3 protein-coding genes (1 of these 3 cut by a window edge) are annotated in these 19,167 nt (G+C 63.0%); all 3 read left to right on the top strand.

All coding sequences use genetic code 11. From position 1 onward, the window contains the following. Tightly spaced (each overlapping or abutting the next), the 3 genes in view from ACZ1HE_RS23305 to ACZ1HE_RS23315 form a layout consistent with a single transcriptional unit that may run on beyond the window. A complete protein-coding gene (locus ACZ1HE_RS23305; protein WP_472625195.1) occupies nt 1-12,192 on the top strand; it encodes an LEPR-XLL domain-containing protein in 12,192 nt (4,063 codons plus the stop codon). Beyond that, a complete protein-coding gene (locus tag ACZ1HE_RS23310; RefSeq protein WP_472625085.1) occupies nt 12,113-15,700 on the top strand; it encodes a beta strand repeat-containing protein in 3,588 nt (1,195 codons plus the stop codon). The genes ACZ1HE_RS23305 and ACZ1HE_RS23310 overlap by 80 nt, the downstream gene beginning before the upstream one ends. Beyond that, a protein-coding gene (locus ACZ1HE_RS23315; protein ID WP_472625087.1) for a beta strand repeat-containing protein crosses the window boundary here: on the top strand, nt 15,615-19,167 show its 5' portion. Its footprint extends 2,024 nt past the window's final position; only the first 3,553 of its 5,577 coding nucleotides appear in the window; it begins with the start codon at nt 15,615-15,617; its stop codon lies beyond the right edge, outside the window. Before ACZ1HE_RS23310 ends, ACZ1HE_RS23315 begins: the two co-directional genes overlap by 86 nt.

Here is a 19,167-nt window from a genome sequence, read left to right on the forward strand (position 1 = left end):
ATCGAAGCCCTGGAACCGCGGTACCTTTTGTCGGCGGACGCCATGCCGTTCCTCGTCGATATGCAGCTTGATGGCGATGACCTTTCCCTCAAATATGATCGCCTGACTGAATCCGTCCAACTGTTTGACCGCACCACCGGGACACAGATTGGACATCGGCTGGTGCAGCAGCTTGAATATGTGCGTGTGAACGGGACCTCCGGCGATGACCTTCTGGAGCTCGATTTCAGCGACGATTACGTATTCCCCCTTGAAATCCAGTTCGAAGGTGGCGACGGCAACGATACCCTGGTTCTGACCGGCGGTGGTGTCGACAGCGTCGTGATCAACGCCGATGGTGCAGGCAGCGGCGATGTTCTGCTCGAAGACGGATCCGATAGTATCCAGGTGCAACTCTCCGGCACCGAAGCTGTCGAGGACCGGACCGAGGCTGCTACACGCGTCTTTGCCGATCGCAGCGGCGCGGGCAACACCCTCAGGCTGCAGGACACGGGCAGTACTTCGGATGGCGTGTCGCGGATCTCCACCGGTGGTGCGCTTCTGGACTACACGTTCGACACACCCGGCACCGAGCTTGTGATCGACGCTGGTGACGGCGATGACACGATTGCCAACGACAGTATGGACCAGACCCTGCTGGGCAAGGTCGTGGTGCAAGGCGGGGCGGGCAGTGACACGCTGACCGGGCCACCGGACGACACCACATGGAACATCACGGGCGAGAATGAAGGCGATGCAGCAGGCGTCGCCTTTGTCGCGGTTGAGAACCTGGTTGGGGCAGCTGACAACGAGGATATTTTCCTCGTCGCTGCCGAGGGTGGTCTGGACGGTGTCGCCGATGGCGGCGATGGCGGCTATGACGTGATGGAATTCACCGGCGGCACGTTTGACAGCATTACCTATGTCGCTTTCAACGAGCACTCCGGCACAGTGGCCCGTGACGCGAATATCATCGAATATTCCGGGCTCGAGCCCATTGTCGACAACACCGATGTGACCAATCGGGTCATTGATCTGTCCAGCGATTCCGACACTGCCACCCTGAGTCAGGATGGCGGCGGGATGCTGACCGTGGGCACCACGGCCGGGGCGCTGATGACCTTCGAGTCCGTCACCTTTGCCAAGCCTGCGACCAGCTTGACCATCAACATGGGCACCAGCGTTGAAGAGCTGTCAGGCCAGGAAATCCCCTTCCTGTCGCGCGATATCCTGACCGTGGATGGCACCGGCAACGCCATTGATCTGAGTGGTGTAACCCTGACCATCAATGGCGAGGATGGCGAGGACACCGTTGAATTCACCGGCGATGTGACCACCGGCAACCTGGAGGTCAACGCCGAGACCATCACTGTCAGCGGTACGCTCGCGACCGAAGACCTCACGTTCAATGCTCTGGCCGAAGACGATGGTATCGTTGTGCCAAATGGCGAATTGGGTGGCTTGTTTGATGGCCTCTTTGTGGCCTTGCCCGAAGCCAGTATTGATCTGACCGGCGCCAACATCACTGCCAGCGGTGCAGTGGATATGGATGCCACCGCCACGGCGACCATAAATACGATGGCCAGTTCACTGGGCGGCGTGGTTGATGCCACGGTCCTGACCCTTCTGCCCAAGGCCAACATCCTTCTGGACGGCACTTCGCTGACTGCGGCTTCGGTTGCGGCAGATGCAACGGTTAATGTGACCGCGGCCTTCGAGGATGAGGCCGATACCGATGACACCACAGATGCCACTGCCGATGCAGCTGTGTCGGTGGTTGTCGTGGTGTCTGAAAGCGATGTCACCGCCACAGGTGCGACCGCGATTTTCTCGGGCGGCGATGTGGCGCTGAATGCCACCACCAACCTGGATATCAAATCCACTGCCGATGGCGGGGCCGAGGGCAGCGCCGTGGGTGCGACTCTGGCCGTGACCGAAATTTCTGCCGATACCGATGTCGAAATCAGCGGCAGCACCTCGATCGGGGCCAATGGCGGCGATGCGACCGACAGCATCACGGCTGCAGCGACCCTGACCGCCGAGGTGGAAACCATTGCCACCTCGACCGCAGGTGGCTCGCAGGAAGGCGATGGCAGCAGCCAGAGCCAGGAACGTCTGGAAGACCCAAACCAGGACGGCGATGATTCCGATCAGGCCCAGACCTCGGATGGCGGCGTAAGCTTTGCCGGTGCAGTCGTGGTCTCGGATTATCGGCCCTCGACGCAGGCGATCATCGACACCAGCGGTGCTTTGGAAACCGATGGCGCGCTGATGCTGACCTCGATGTCGACCGACAGCGTGACGGCACAGGCCAACGGCTCGAACACCGGTTCGGGTTCCACTGGCGTGGGCGTGGCCGTGGTTGTCGGCGTGGTCGATACGGTCAACCGGGCCTCGATCATGGATCAGGGCAGCCTGACGGCCGCCAATGGCATCACCGTGCGCGCCGAAATGGATGCGGATGCAACCTTTGCCATCGAGGCCGTTTCCGGCGCCGGTGGTGGGGCACAGACCGGGATTGCCGGATCGTTGGCCATTCATGTGGTGATGAACACGGTCGAGGCGCTTGTTGCCAATGGCGACGGGGCTGGGCTGGCGCTCAATGGATCCGACCTGAGCGTGACGGCACTGGCGGCGACGGCAGTGAAAACCCATGCTGTCCCGGACGAGGATGGGGCCACGGGTGAAAGTCTTGGCATTGGTGCCTCGGTGGCGCTGACCATTCTGGATCAGGACACAAGTGCCGGGATCGCCGATGATGCGGTCGTGACCGGGGCAGGGGCCATCAGCCTTGCGGCCACCGGCACCCATGCCGCCGACACACTGGCCAAGGGCGCGGCTGCAGGCGGTGGCACCGTGGCGGCTGCGGTTGCGGCAACCACATTGAATTTCAACGACACTTCGGTCTTTGTTGGGACCGGGGATGCCCTGACATTCGGCTCGCTGGATGCAGTAGCAACTCATAGCGGAAACACCACCAGCCGTGCGGTTGGCGATGCCGAGGGCGGCAGCACCGCCGTGGGTATTTCCTTTGCCCTGACTCTGTCCGAAGAAACCTCGACCGCGCGTCTGTTGCGCGATGCCACGGCGACGGCAGGGGCTGTTGGACTGGCGGCAAGCGGGGCCATGCGCACGCGCAGTTTTGCAGCTGCCTCGGCGGCAGGGGCGAGCGATTCAGGGTCCGAGGGTGACGTCGATGACGGCAACCAGGAACAGCAGGATTTTGCCACCGGACAGGCGGCGGACCGCACCGGTGAATCCGCATCGGAAACCGAGGCCCCCGATGCCTCGACCGGGGATGGCTCGCTGGCGGTGGCGGCTGCCATTGCCATCAATATTCACAGCACTCAGGTCCTGGCAGAACTGGCCGACGGTGTGACGGTCACCGCCTCTGAGGCGGTTGAACTGCGTGCACGCGGCAATCAGGATTCCTTTGCCGAAGCCACCGGCGAGGCGGCCAATGGATCGTCCGGCACAGTTGGTGCCGCGGTGGCGGTGAATGTCAGTACGCCTGATATTCTGGCCCGCACCAACGACACCACGATCAACGCTGACGGTGTGACCGTTCTGGCGGGTATGACCGAGGCCCAGACCGGCCTGTCGGTCGAGGAAAGCAAAGTCGTCGATACCGAGGATGACTCGATCTTCCTGGGCGACGATCACGGGCTCAGCACCGGTGACGCGGTCACGTATAATGCCAATGGCGGCACTGAAATTGGCAATCTGGCCGCGGGCAATTATTTTGTCATCGAGGGCGAAGATGGTCGTATCAAGCTGGCCGCATCGGCGCAGGACGCCACGGATGGCACAGCGGTTGATCTGACCAGCACCGGCGCGGGCACCGGCCACGCGCTGGAACGTGCGGGCGAGGACGACATCACCTTTGATCCCGATGGTGATCTTTTTGCGCTCGACGGTGACGGTCTGGCCCTGCGCACCGGGGATGAGGTGACCTATTCCAATGGCGGCGGCGATGATATCGGCGGGCTGGAAGACGGCACAACCTATTATGTCATTGCCGACGGCGAAGGTGGCATTCAGCTGGCCGAAAGCGCCGCTGATGCCGAAGAGGGCAATGCAATCGAGATCACCTCGGCCGGTACGGGTGATGACCACTCATTGTCGGAATCCGTCCACCGTGCCGCAGCCGATGCCACTTCCGGCGCCTCGGGCGGCGGTCTGGGCATTGCCGGTTCGGTCGGCATCAACGTGGCCGAAACCGAAGCCCGCGCCGAGCTTAGCGACGGGGTCAGCCTAGCGCTGGCCGATGGCACCGATGGCGACACGGATGTGGACCCGATCCTGGTGTCGGCAGAGTCCCATAATCTGACTGCAACCACTGCCAAGGCGGCCCAAAGCTCCGAAGATGACGGTGCCACCGGCGTGGGTGCCAGCTTTGCCCTCAGTGTGACCGATCACGTGACCCAAGCGCGGGTGTCCGGGACCGCAGCCATCACCGGTGGTGCAGACCTGACCGTGTCGGCGACCGGCAGCTATGACACTGAAACCGTTACCGAAGGCGGTGCCGAAGGCGGCACGGCCGTTTCTCCGGTCGTGTCCATCAGTGTGGTGCGCAATGTCACCGAAGCCATTGTCGAGGCGGGTGATGCCCTGACCCTGACGGGCGATCTGGAAATCACGGCAAGCCATGATGCCAACACCGTGACGGCGGCCTCGGGCGACACCAAGGGTGCCAGCGCGGCCGTGGGTCTGGCCCTCGGTCTGGGCGTGGTCGACGATCAGGCCAGCGCTCTGCTGGAACGCGATGTGACCGCAGGTGGCGGCGTGACGCTGGAAGCCACGGGCTCGGCTGTCAGCAAGACGACCTCGGGAGCCTCGGCTGCGGGTGCGGCGGGCGATGACGAGCCTGACACCGACGAAGGTGCGGTGGATGCTGAAAACGAACGCCAGTTGGGCAATGCCAACACCCAAGCAGCGGATCGACGCAGCTCGGGCGAGGGCTCGGGTGAAACCGAGACCCCCGAGGCATCGACCGGCGAAGGCGACAGCGGCGGATCGCTGTCTGTTGCGGCGGCGGTTGCGATCAATCTGAATGATGCGCTCTTCCGCGCCGAACTGGTGGGCGCGGTGACCGTGGCCGCAGGTGGTGCCGTGGTGCTGCGCGCCAAGGCCAATGCCGATGGTTGGGCCGCGGCCACAGGCGAAGCGGTCGATGCGGGTTCCACCGGGATCGGGGCGGCTGTTGGCCTCAACGTTTCTGATGTGGACGTTATTGCGCTGACCAATGCCGGAACCATTACTGGCGAGGGTCTGACCGTCGAGGCGGGCATGACCGAACGCAGCGCGGGTATCTCTGTCGAAACCCGGCAGGTGGTTGATACGGATGAAAACACCATCCAGCTGGACGAGGACCACGGGTTCTCGACCGGGGATGAAGTCACCTATGCCCAAGGCACCGGTGGCACCGCGATCGACGGGCTGACGGATGGTGTGAATTACTTCATCATCAAGGGCGAAGATGGCAAGGTTCAGCTGGCCGAAGACGCCACAAAGGCCGCTGATGGCGAGGCCATCGAATTGGGTGATCAGCCTGCCGGTGACGAACATTCGCTGACCTCGATCGAGCCGGACAGCGAAGCGGTGACCTTTGACCCGGACAAGGACCTGTTCAACCTGGCCTCGGATGATGCCGATGACTTCCGCACCGGTGATGCGCTGACCTATACCAGTGGCGCCGGTGATGATATCGGCGGGCTGGAAGACGGCACCACCTATTTCGCGATTACCGATGGTGAGGGCGGCTTTGCGCTGGCCGAAAGCCGCGACGATGCGATGTCGGGCGATGCGATCGAGATCACTGGCACCGGCACCGACGAAGAGCACACTGTCACGGAATCCATCCACCGTTCAGCGGCAGATGCCACATCCGGCGCAGGCGGTGGCAACACTGGCATCGCGGGTTCGGTTGCAATCAACCTGGGCGAGACTCGTGCCTTGGCTGAAATCGACGGTGCGGCCTCTGTCACGATGATCAATGACGGCGATGTTGCCGTGTCTGCCGAGGCGGCCAGTTTTGCCGCCGCAAAGGCCGCAGCGGGCCAGAGTTCTGAAGAAGATGGCGCCTTTGGTATTGGCGCCAGCTTTGGTCTGACCATCACCGATCACGCGACCCGCGCGGCGATTGCAGATGGCGCGACAATCACGGATGCAGATGATATTTCCGTAACTGCCAAAGGCACTTACGACGCACGAACCGATGTCGAAGGTGGCGCCGAGGGTGGCACGGCGATTGCTCCGGTCGTGGCCTTGTCGATCACCCGCAACCTGACCGAAGCGGTTGTTGGTACCGGCGGTCAGCTGACCCTGGGCGGTGACCTGACCATCTCGGCCACGCATGAGGCGGAAACCGTGACGGTCGCCAAGGGCGATACCACTGGGACCAGTGCGGCCGTTGGGATCGCCTTTGGGTTGACTGTTGCCGAGGATGATGTGACCGCGACGCTGCTGCGCAACGTGGATGCGGGCGGCGGGGTGACCTTGCTGGCACAGGGCTTTGCCGCGACCCGAACCGAGGCCGAAGCCTCAGCCACCGGCGCGGAAGGTGAAGACGAGGATCCGTCGGATGATCCAGATGTAAACGACACCAACCAGGCGCAACTGACCAACGCCAATACCCAGGCGGGCGACCGCCGGAGCTCCGGCACCGGCAGCGATCAGAACACGACACCGGATGCCTCGACGGGTGAGGGTGACAATGGCGGCGCGATCACCGTTGCGGCGGCGATTGCAATCGACCTGGGCAGCTTTGATGCCACGGCCGTGATTGCCGATGGTTTGGTGATCACCGCAGGTGGCGCCGTAGGCATGACCGCTCGCGGCAATGCAGATGGCAAGGCGCGCGCCGATGGGTCGGCTGCAATGGGTGACGGCGGCTCGATCGGGGCAGGTGTTGCGATCGTCAAGGCCGACGCCAATGTGACCGCCGATCTGGACAACGCGACCATCACCGGTGGCGGGCTCAGCGTTCAGGCGCTGAACTACGAAGATGGCGGCGACGGCAAGAGCCGTTCCGAGGCGGGCGCCACCTCTGGCGCGTCCGGCAGCGGGTTGGGCGTTGCGGGCTCCTTTGCCCTGAATCTGTCCGCCGTGGACGCGACCGCGCGGGTCGGCAGCGGTGTGACCTATACCGGTGACGATGCCGGTGCGGTGACCGTTGCGGCGGCCAATGCGATGGAAAGCGATGCCATCGCATCAGCGGCGCAGGAAAAAACCGAAGCCGAAGAGGAAGCCGAAGAGAACCAGCAGCCTCAGCAGGGCAGCGGCAATGGTGGTGAGACCAATACCGAACAGTCCGGCAATACGCTGGGTATCGGCGCGTCCTTTGCCCTCAATATCGCGGATATGTCCGCAACGGCCGAGATTACTGATGACGCCGCCCTGACCGGGGCTGGCAATACGACTGTCAGCGCGGATGGATCGCACAAGGCGATCAGCAAGGCCGTGGGCGGCGCCGAAGGTGGCAACGCGATCACACCGGTGGTGTCGATCACCGCCGTACAGAACAACGTGCGCGCCGCCATCGACAGCGACGCTTCCGTAGGGGCGACCGGCGATGTGGCGGTTACGGCCAAACTTGTGGCCGACAGCTCCAGTGACGGCGAAGGCAGCGCCGATGGCACCAATGCTGCCGTGGGTGTCAGCGTTGGCGTAACCGTCAGCGAAGATGTGGTCCTGGCCATGATCGCAGGCGAGGTGACGGCAACGGGCGGGGTCGATGTATCGGCCACCGGTATCGCGTCATCGCGTGCAGATGCGACCTCCAGCGCGACGGGCAGCAAAGGTGAAAACGAGGACGGCACCACCGATGGTCCGACCACGCAACAGACCACCGATCAGCAGGTTGGCACCGCCAACACGCGCGGTGGTACCAATGCCTCCTCGCCCAACACCGATACCTCGTCGAACCAGAACAATGGCGGCGGTGCGGTCAGCGTTGCGGCTTCGATCGCGGTCAATGTCTCGACCCTGAGTGTGCAGGCCCTGATCGAAGGTGCTGATGGCGATCCGGCCCAAGTGGATGCGGATGGCGCAGTGGCTGCGAAATCCGCGGCCAATGCCGATGCCGGTGCGGTTGCAAGTGGCTCGGCCACCAATGAAACCACCGGTACCACGGTGGGGGCCGCCGTGGCGGTCAATGTCTCGGATGTGGACAACCTGGCGACCATCGACAACGCCGTGGTCAGCGGCGACGGTGTCAGCGCCGACGCGGTTATGGCCGAGCGCGCGCTTGAGTTCGAAGTGACCGAGCGCCAGGTGGTGGATGTCGAAGAAAACACGATTTTTGTCGGCGATGCGGACCTCGAAGTGGGTGACGAGGTTGCCTATTCGAATGGCGGTGGCAGCGACGTCGAGGGGCTGACCAACACCAACAACTACTTTGTCGTCTCCAACGAAGATGGTCTGATCAAACTGTCCGACACGGACGGTGGGGATCCAATTGACCTGACGGGCCAGGGATCGGGTGATGCGCATACCCTGACCGTGAGCGGTGAGGATCCGGTCGAGTTCGATCCGGACGAGAGCCGCTTCGAGGTGGATTTCGATACACCCTATGGATTGGTGACGGGTGACAAGGTTGTTTATGCCACCGATGGGGCCGCGATTGGCGGGCTGACCGATGGCGATCCCTACTTTGTGTTCCTTGAAGATGATGTCCTGAAACTGGCCGAAACCTATGAAGAGGCGGTCAAGGGCGAGGGGATCGAACTGACCAGTGCGGCCTCTGACGACACGCATACGCTGACCAATGCCAGCCACAGCGTGATCACGAGCGCCAAATCGGGCGCGGGCGGCGGCAAGACCGGCGTGGCCGGATCGGTGGCGATCAACATCGCCCGCGGCACGACCGAGGGTAAGTTTGGCGAAACCGCCGAAGTAACCGTGGACGGCACCGGCGCATCCTCGATCAAAGGCGAGGCCGATACGCTGGTTCTGACCCGCGCGACACCATCCATTGCAACCACGGGCACCAGCACGGGCATCGGTATTTCCTTTGCCCTGGGCATTGCCGGGCATGATACTGACGCAACCCTGGCCGCAGGGGCCACGGTAGACGGGGCCGAGGATCTGGAGATCGCGGCCAAGGGTGATCACGTGATGCTGACCCTGGCGCAGGCCGGGGCCACCGTTGCCGCCAGCGGCACTGGCGTTGGCGGGGCCGTGGGTCTGTCGGTTGCGGAAAACAGCACCGACGCCACAGTTGCGACCAGCGACAATGTTCTGGATGTTGATGGCAACCTGACGGTGTCTGCGGACAGCACGCTGCGCCTGCAGACCGAAGCGGATGCCGACACCAAGGGCGGCAAGACCGGTGTGGGCATTGCCATCGCGCTCAGCTGGGCCGAAGACGACACGTCTGCCCTGTTGGATCGGGATGTTTCGACCGGTGACGCGGTGGCCGGTGACGTGGCCGTCACGGCCAGCGGCAACATCGATGCGACCACGCTGGTGACCGGCAGTGCCGAAGGTGCCAAGAAGCAATCCAACGGTGGTCAATCCGCGAACCAGCGTACGCAGCAGGAAAGCAGCTTTGTCGACACGCGCTCGAACAGCAGCCTGTCGGATCCGCAGCCTGCGACGCAGGTGCAAAGCGCCAACACAACCTCGCAGAACCAGACCTCGAACCCGGGTGGTGGCAACAACACCCAGAACTCCACCCAGCAAACCCAGGGCGGCAGTGTGCAGGTGGCGGCGGCCATCGGTGCCACGGTGTTCACCCCTGAGGTTTCGGCCACGATTGCCGACGGTCGCACAGTGATTGCCGATGGCGATGTGCGTGTTGCCGCGATCAGTGACGCCGATGCCGATACCCAGTCCACCGGGCTGGCGATGTCTAAATCCGGTGGCACCACGGTCAGTGCGGCCGTGTCGGTCAACGTGGGCGTGATGGAAACCACCGCCTATTTGGGCAACGGAGGCACCGAAGGTGGTTCGGTTACAGTCGAAGCCGGTACCACCGAAGGTGAAGTGAATGAATTCAAGACCCTGGCACTTGCCGGGGCGGGCTCGACGCAGAACTCTTCCGGCGGCGGCGGCGGCGGCGGCGGCGGCGGCGGCGGCGGCGGCGGCGGTGGTGGTGGTAGCTCCACAACCTCGGTTGCCGGTGCAGCAGGCGTCAATGTGGTCGTTTCGGACACCAAGGCGGAAATTGCTTCGGACGCAACCGTCGACGCGCACGCAAACGATATCGAGGTCAAGGCACGCCAGGATGTTGGCCTGCAGAACCTTACAGGCGGTGCGTCCTTCGTCAAATCCAGTGGCAGCGGCAGCAGCACCTCTGTGGGTGCTGCCGTGGGCGTCAACATCGTGGATGCCACGACCGAGGCACTGGTTGGCGAGAATACCGGCATCAACGCGACAGCGGGCAGTGTCACTGTCTCGGCCGAGGCTTCGCTCAACCCGATCGATTTCGAGATCCCGATTGTCGGTGATCAGATCGAACTGGATATTTTCGACAAGCCGGTCACCAACATGATCATTGGTGCGGGCATCAATGCAGGGTCTGGTGGGTCCGGTTCGGGCGGTGATGGCGGTGCCGGATCGGCGGCGATCAACGTGATCACCCCGATCACCCGTGCGATCATCGGTCAGGGATCTCAGGTTGCCGCGGCAGGGGACATTTCCGTCCTGGCCGAAGACATCTCGGAGATTATCAACGTCGTTGGTGCGGTGGGTGCCTCGCTGAGCGGCAAGGGCATCGGTGCGGGGCTGGATGTCACCGTGCTGACCAAGACCACCGAAGCTGCGGTGATCTCGGCTGCGACCGGGGGCAACAACACGACGCTTGAAGCGGGCGGTACCATTGCGATCCGTGCGAATGCGGTTGAGGACCTGTTTACCTTGTCGATCAATGTCGGCATTGGCGATTCCACGGCCGTTGGCGGCAGTGTGGTTGTGCTGGTCTTTGACACCGAAACGCTGGCTTATGCCGGTCATGACGGAGACATCGCCGACGCGGCTGATGGCAATGTGGTGCTGGATGCGGGCGGTTCCGTGGTTGTCACGGCCGATAGCAAGACCATCACCGAGGCCAGCGCCGGTGCGCTGGCAGTGTCGCTCTCAGCGGACAGCATTGGCGTCGCGGTCACCGTGTTGGTCGACCTTGACGACACGATTGCCTTTATCGGAGACGATGCGGTTGTCACTGCTTTGGGCAACAGTGCCGCGGTTGATGTGAACAATGGCGTCTTTGATGGCGACGGCAATCAAGGGACGGAGTCCGTCCGCGGTTTGGCCATCGGATCCACCTCTTTCGAGGATCATTTCCTGCTGGCGATCGGCGGCTCAGGCGCGCTTGATGGTACCGGCGTGGCGCTGTCGGTTGTGGTCGGCGTGGTGCAAGGCCGCACCAAAGCGACGCTGGGCAACCGCGCGACGGTCAATGCCGACAACACCGGCGCCAATGCGGGGCAGGGTGCCCTGCTGCGTTCCTCGGATGAAACCAACATTCAGTCGATCATCGGCGGTCTGGCCTTGTCAGGCGATTCCGGTGCGGTTGCCGGCGCGGTTGGCGTGGCGATCGTGTCCAATCAGGCCCATGCCGAGGCCCTTGGTGAAAACACCATCAACACCGCGGGCGGCGGTGTGACGCTGGATGCGGATTCCAAGACAGAAATCGACGCGGTGGCAATCGCCGTGTCCGGTACGATCTCGACCGGTAGCGATACCGGCGCGTCCTCCTCGTCGACCGGCTCGGGCGGCACGGGTTCGGGCAATTCCGGTATGGGTCCAGGTGGCGGCGGCGGTCAAAGCTCGAACAGTTCGTTCTCCTTTGCCGGGGCCGGATCAGCCGTTGGCAATACCGTGGACAATTCGGTGCGTGCCACCATCGGTGCGGGCAGCACGGTCAACACCGACGGAGACGTTACCCTGTCGGCGAAGGATTCCAGTGACATCACCGGCGATGCCGGCGGTGTTGCGATTGCAATTTCGACCGGCGGTGACGACACCGGAGCGGTCGGCGCTTCGATTGGTATCAACTTCATCACTCTGGGTATTGTTGCCGAGATTGATGACAGCACGGTTGTGGCTGGCGGCAGCGTCTCTGCCGAGGCGGTCAGCGATGCCAAGATCGACATTCTGACCGTGGCCGGATCGGCTGGCGTCTCCGCAGGTGGCGGTGGCGGTGGCGGCGGTGGTGGCGGCGGCGGCGGTGGAAGCAGCAACAGCAGTGTTGCCTTCGGCGGTGCTTAGCTCGGGTTCGGGCAACAAGATCACCCAGGATGTGATCGCGCGCATCGGCGATTCAACCGTCACAGGGACAGAAGTCACGGTGACGGCCACCGACAACAGCGACATCACCTCGGATGCGGGCTCTGGCGCATTGACGATTTCGACCGGTGGCGGTTCCGGAACCGACGCTGATATCGCGGTTGGCGCAGCGGCGGCCACCAATGATGTGCTGGGCACAATCGAGGCGGTCATCGAAGACAGCGACGTGACTGCCACAACCGGTGACATCCGGACAGAGGCGGAATCCACGGCCACGATTGACACATTCGCACTGGCTGTTGCGGGGTCGATCTCGCAAAGCTCGGGTTCGGGCAATTCCGTTGCGATCAACGGATCGGGTGCGGGCAATGGCAACCTGATCAACAACACGATCCGCGCGGGTGCGTATCGGTCCGATCTTGACGCCTTTGGCGATGTCGTCGCGACAGCCGCCGACAATTCCACAATCGAGGCGCTGGCGGGGAATGCCGCCTTGAGCATCACCGTAGACAGCGGCTCGGGCACCAATGTGGGTGTCGATCTTGGGGGTGCGGTCTCGATCAACGAGATTTCCAACTCGGCCCTGGCGCTCTTGCAGGACAGCAACGTTGTGGCCGGTGGCGCGGTCACCCTTGATGCGCAGTCAAATGCTGACATCGACGCCACCGCCTTTGCTGCGGATCTGAGCATCGGGACCAACAGCGGTTCGGGCACGTCGATCAACGTCGGCGCCATCGTGGCGGTGACCGTCAACGAGATCAACAACACCACCCGTGCCGAGATCGTCGACAGCGACGATTCCGGGGACGAGTCCGTCCAGGCGACCGGCGGGGTCACGCTGAGTGCAGCTGATACCGGCACGATCAACGCCAACGCGGTTTCGGCCTCGGCCGATATCTCGGTCGGCTCCGGTTCGGGCAGCAATATCGGGGTCGATATCCAGGCTTCGATTGCCAAGAACGATATTTCCAACACCACCCGCGCGGGCATCCTGGGCGTCGATACGACGGCAGGCGGCAGCGTGGATATCGACGCGAGCTCGACCAAGGCGATCACGTCGAATGTGGTATCGGCGGGCTTTGCCGTCGACACCAGCTCGGGCTCGGGCACAAATGTGGGCGTGTCGCTGATGGCGGCCGTGGGTCTCAACGAGATCTCCAACACCAATGAGGCGATCATCGACGATGCGACCGTCACCTCGGGCGGGGCGGTCACGCTTGATGCCGAGGAAACCGGCGCGATCTCGACCACCATTGTCACCGCCAGCCTCGGCGTATCGGTCGGCGGCTCGGGCAATGGCGTGAGCATCGACATGGGCGCGGCGGTCGCGACCAATGACATCGACAACACCACTCGCGCGGTGGTCGAGGGCGGCAGCGACGTGGATGCCAATGGCGGCGACTTCCGTGCGCGCGCCGAGGCCTCTGGCGACATCTCGGTTGTCGCGGTGGCGGTCTCGGTGGGCTTCGGCTCCGGCTCGGGTCAGCTTTCGGTTACCGGCAACGGTGCGGGCGCGGTTGCGCTCAATGAGATCAACCGCGATGTCACGGCGGGTATCTTCGAGGGTTCAACGGTCGATGCCACTGGCACGGGCCAGATTACGGCAACGGATTCCGGCGCCATCTCCGGCTCGGTCACCGCAGCAGCAGCGAGCATCGGTGCTGGGTCCAGCAATGTGACGATCACCGTGGCGCTGGCGGCGTCCTATGCGCAGAACACCACCGGCAGCACGACTCGCGCGCTGGTGGATGCATCCTCGCTGACGGTGACGGGTGGGGCCATCGACATCACGGCATCCTCGATGGGTGATATCTCGGTCGTGGCGGTGTCTGCTTCGATTTCGGTCTCGGCCTCCTCGGGCAACGTGAACTTTGCAGGTGCCGGTGCGGGCACCAACCTGATCAACTCGATCGGCAATACGGTCGAGGCAGGGATCATCAACGACTCCGATGTCACCGCCACCAATGGTGGCATTGGCATCGCGGCCACCGACAGTTCGGCCATCACGGCAACCGGGGTCGCCGCGGCGGTTTCGGTCGCGGTTGGCTCGTCGCAGCTTTCTGTTTCGATCGCCATCGCAGTGGCGCTGACAACGAATACCGTCGCCAACACCACGCGGGCCGTGGTCGACAATTCGACGGCAGCAGCAAACGGGGCAGGCGGGCGTCTTGACGTGCTCGCGACCTCGTCCGGCGATATCGAGGCCGTGGCGGTTGCTGCTTCGGTTGCGGTGTCTGCGGGCTCGGGAACCGTGGGCTTCGCCGGTGCCGGTGCAGGTGCCAATGCGGTCAACACGATCAACAACACGGTCGAAGCGGGCTTGTTGAACGGATCGACGGGCACCAGCAATGCGGGTTCCGAGATCCGGGCCAATGACAGCGCAGCGGTCTCTGCCACCGTGGTTTCGGCGGCTGCCTCGGTCACGGCCGGGTCGAACAATCTTGCCGTTTCGCTCGCTGTTGGCGTGGCGCTGGCGCAGAACACGATCAACAACTCGGTTTCGGCCAAGGTCGACGATTCCCGTCTTGATGCGGGTGGCTTGGTTGTGGTGCGTGCGCTGTCGCAGAAGGACATCGACGCGGTCAATGTTTCTGCTTCGATTGCGATTACGGCTGGCTCGGGTCAGCTTAATCTTGCGGGCGCGATTGGCGTCACGCAGCTTATCAATGAAATTGGTGGTACGGTGACAGCGCTGGTCAGCGATGCTGATGCGGGCGATGTGCAGGGCGTCTTTACCAGCGGTGGCCTGAGAATTCTGGCCGACAATACCAGCGACATTGACGCCGTGGGCGTTGCAGCCTCGGTCTCGGTGGCCGCGGGCACCGGTGCACTCAGCCTCGCCTTTGCAGGCGCGCTGACATTTGCCACCAACACGATCACCCAGACCACCCGTGCGGGCATCCAGAACTCGGTTGTCGAAGCGGGCGGTGCGGTTGATATCGACGTCATCTCCTCCAGCACGATCGACGCGACCACCGTGGCCGTGGCGATCAGCGTGGGCGCAAGCTCCAACGGCGTGGCCCTTTCGGGCGCGGTGGGTCTTGCTTCGGCAGAGAACGAGATCACCGGCCTGTCCGAGGCGGTCATCAACCCCAGTACTGTGACAGCGGGCGGTACCGTCAGCGTCAATGCGCTTGATGGGGCCCATATCAAATCCGACGTAGTTGCAGCGGCAATCTCTGTCGGCGTGTCGTCGAGTGTTGCGGGCTCCATTGCCGTGGCGGTCACGCTTTCCGAGAACCGTCTGGGCGGGCAGACCCTGGCGCGGATCGAGGATTCCACCGTTACAGCCAATGGCGCGGGCAGCGATGTGATCGTTGGGGCCGATAGTGCCAACAATATCGACGCGGTTGCGGTCGCAGCTTCGATCAGCCTGAGCGGGTCGGGCACGCTGGCGCTGAGCGGTGCTGGCTCGGGCGCGGATCTCGCGCAACGTACTGACCAATGTGGTTGCTGCCGATGTGACCGGTTCGACTGTGACGGCGGCTGACCGTGTTGCAGTCACCTCGGATGACACGTCGTCCATCGACGCCACCATCGTGGCGGCCTCGGTCGGGCTTGCCTTCTCGGGCACTGCCGCGATCTCGGGTGCCGTGGCGGTGACGTTGACCGAAAACGTATTGAACGGAACCCATCGCGCGGCGATCTCGTCCTCTGACGTGACAACGAACACGGGTGGGGTGACGGTCAGTGCGGATGCCATGAACCAGATCACCTCGACCGGTGTTGCTGTGTCTCTGTCGATTGCCGGCTCTGGCGGGGCGGGCATTGCCGCGGCCGTTACCGGCGTGATCGCACGCAACGAGCTGGGCAATACGCTTGAGGCCTCGATCTCCGGAGGCAGCAGCGTGGATTCAGGTGACTTCGTTTCGGTCACAGCCAGTGACACCTCTGTCATTACCGCGACCAACGTATCTGTTTCGGCCTCGATCGGGGTTGGTGGTTCGGCTGGTGTGGGTGTTTCGGTCAGCGTGACGCTGGCGGAAAACGTGATTGGGTCGAATACGGCCGCCACCATCAGAGGCACTGATGTTGATGCGGATGGAGCCGTTACGGTCACCGCAACAACAGCGAATACGGTTGATGCAACCTCGGCTGCGGTTTCTGCGTCGATTACCGCCTCTGGCGGTGTTGCAGTGGGCATTTCGGTCGCAGCGGTCGAAGCCAAGAACACCACCACGAATTCGACCAAAGCCACGATCAGAAACGGCTCGGATGTGAATGCGGGCGGCGCAGTGACCATTGCGGCATCTGACAGTTCGACCATCGATGCCGAGCTGGTTGCGGTTGCGGTCAGCGTGGGTGGCAGCTCGAGCGCTGCGTTGAACATCGCCGTGGGTCTGGCCTTGGCCGAAAATACCATCGGCAGCGATGTGATCGCCGGAATCGGCAAGGCGTCCGGTTCGGACGGCACCGTTGTTGTGGCGCCAAGCGTTGATATCGACGCGACAAATTCGACGGTGATTGATGCGATTGGCGTGGCTGTGGGCTTCTCGGGTGGCGGCTCGGGTGGCGTTGCAATCTCGGGTGCAGGCGCGGGCGTCAAAGCGCGCAACGAGATTTCGGGTAAGACCGAGGCGCGTATTCGCGAATCCGAAGTGACCACCACCGGTGCGGTCACGGTCGATGCGCGCGACAGCGCACAGATCGACGCGACGTTGGTTTCGGCCTCTGTGGCCTTGTCGCTTTCGGGTGGAGTGTCCGTTTCGGTTGCGGTCAGCGTGACACTGGCCGAGAACGTGTTGACGGGTGGAGCCACTGCCAAGATCGACGGGTCGACTGTTGATGCGGGCGGGCTGGTGACAGTTGATGCGCGCAGCACCGGTACGGTTGACGTTGTTGGTGTCGCGGCAGCCTTTGCGCTGTCGGCTTCGGGTGGTGTCGGTGTCTCCGGTGCCGGCGCAGGTGTCGAGGCGCGCAATGTTGTGGGCAGTTCCACCAGCGCGCTGATTGAGGATTCGACGGTGGATGCCGGAGGCGCGGTCACTGTGAACGCGCTGGACGACTCGACCATTGACGCAACGCTTGTCTCGGCCTCAATCTCGCTCGGACTTGGCGGTGCGGCGGGTATTGCCATCGCGATCAGTGTGACGTTGGCCGAAAACGTGCTGACCGGTAGCACGATCGCGTCCATCGACAATTCGGACGTTGATGCCAGCACGGTCACGGTCGATGCGGACAGCACGGCCACGATCAGCACCGAGGCCATTGCGGCCGCGGTCTCGGTCTCGGCTTCGGGTGGGTTCTCGCTCTCGGGCGCGGGCACTGGTGCTGTGTCGCGTAATACGATGAACAACACGGTCGAAGCTTCGGTCGTAAACGGCTCGGACGTGGATTCCGATGGTGCAGTGTCAATCGAGGCAACTGACCAGTCGACGGTGGAGTCTCTGGTGGTGGCGGTTTCTGCTGCGGTGGGTATTTCCGCAGGTGGTGCGGTCAGTCTCGCGATCTCGGTCTCGCTGGCCGAGGTTGATTATGGCACTTCGACGCAGGCCCTGATCGACAATTCGATGGTCACGGCAGAGAGCGGCAACATCACACTGCGCGCGCTTTCGACTGGCCTGATGGATGTGGACGCTGCTGCGGCGGCGATCTCGATTACCGCATCGACTGGCGTGTCGCTTTCGGGTGCCGGCGTGGGTGCGATCGCACGGGTCAACTCTTCGAGCCTGACCGAAGCGGCGATCCGGAACGGTTCTGACGTGGATGCGCAGCAAGGCGCAATCCTGCTTGATGCTGATGACAGTCGCGTTCTTGATACCGACGTTGTTGGTGTGACGATTGCAATCAGTGCGTCCTTGGGTTTCGCCGGTGGCGGGGCCGTGACGGTGACCGAAGTCGATAACGATTATGACGGTACCGTGCGGGCCGCGATCGATGGCAGCGACGCTGATGCAAGCGGTACAGTGAGCGTGCTGGCCGATGCGACCACGAATGTCGCGGCTGACGCCTTCGGGTTGTCCTTCGCCCTGTCGGTGGGCTCCGGAGCTGCAAGCTTTGGTATCGCCGCCGGTGTCGTCAACAGCGATATCGGTCAGACGGTCGAAGCTCGGATCATGGATGCCAATGTCTCGGGCAGCGCGGTCTCGGTCATGGCCGAAGATCACATTACTGCCACTGCCGTAGCACGCGCGGTCTCGGTCTCTTTGGCCGTGGGTTTTGGCGGCGGCGCACTGTCGATTGCTGCTGCAGTTTCGAACCTGCGTCTCAATGGTGTGACGCGTGCCGTCATCGATGGAAGTGAGGTCACTGCCACCTCGGGTATGGTGACCGTGGATGCACGCACTACGTCCGATCTTGAAAATAAGCCTTGGGCCTTCTCGGTCGCGGCTACAGTGGCTCTTGGCGGCTTCTCGGTCGCGGGCGCAGGTGTGTCGGGTATCACAACGGTGACCCAAGAAGTGACGGCGCGGATCGGCGATGGCTCGGACGTAACGGCGGCAACGTCGGTCGAGGTCAAGGCGCTCGATGATCTGACATCTGAAGTTGAACTGATTTCCGTTGCAGTGGCAGGGGCACCCACCGGGGCCGCGGCCATCGGTGTAGGGATCGGCGAAAACCGCATCACGTCTGATGTGTCCGCCTCGATCGAGGACAGCGATGCCGAAGCACAGAACGGTACGATCACGATTGATGCCGACAGCACCCATCTGACAAATGACATCACCACAGAAGTCTACGTTGTTGCTGCTGCTATCGCCATTGGCGGCGTGGCCGCCGCAGGTGGTCGCTCGATCGTGGCCATCGACAACACGGTCGAGGCCAAGGCCAGCAACGCCAACCTGACCGCATCCGGTGCGGTGACCGTGGATGCGGACAGCCAGCATTATGCCGAACCCTATATCTTTGGTCTGGCTGGTTCGACGGGTCTTTCGGTTTCGGTCACTGTGGCCGAAGCGCAGATTGGTGGCGCGACGCGCGCCTTCGTCGACGGGGCGAGCACCATTTCCTCGGCAG

The organism is Falsiruegeria sp. JB4-1 (genome assembly GCF_055693495.1).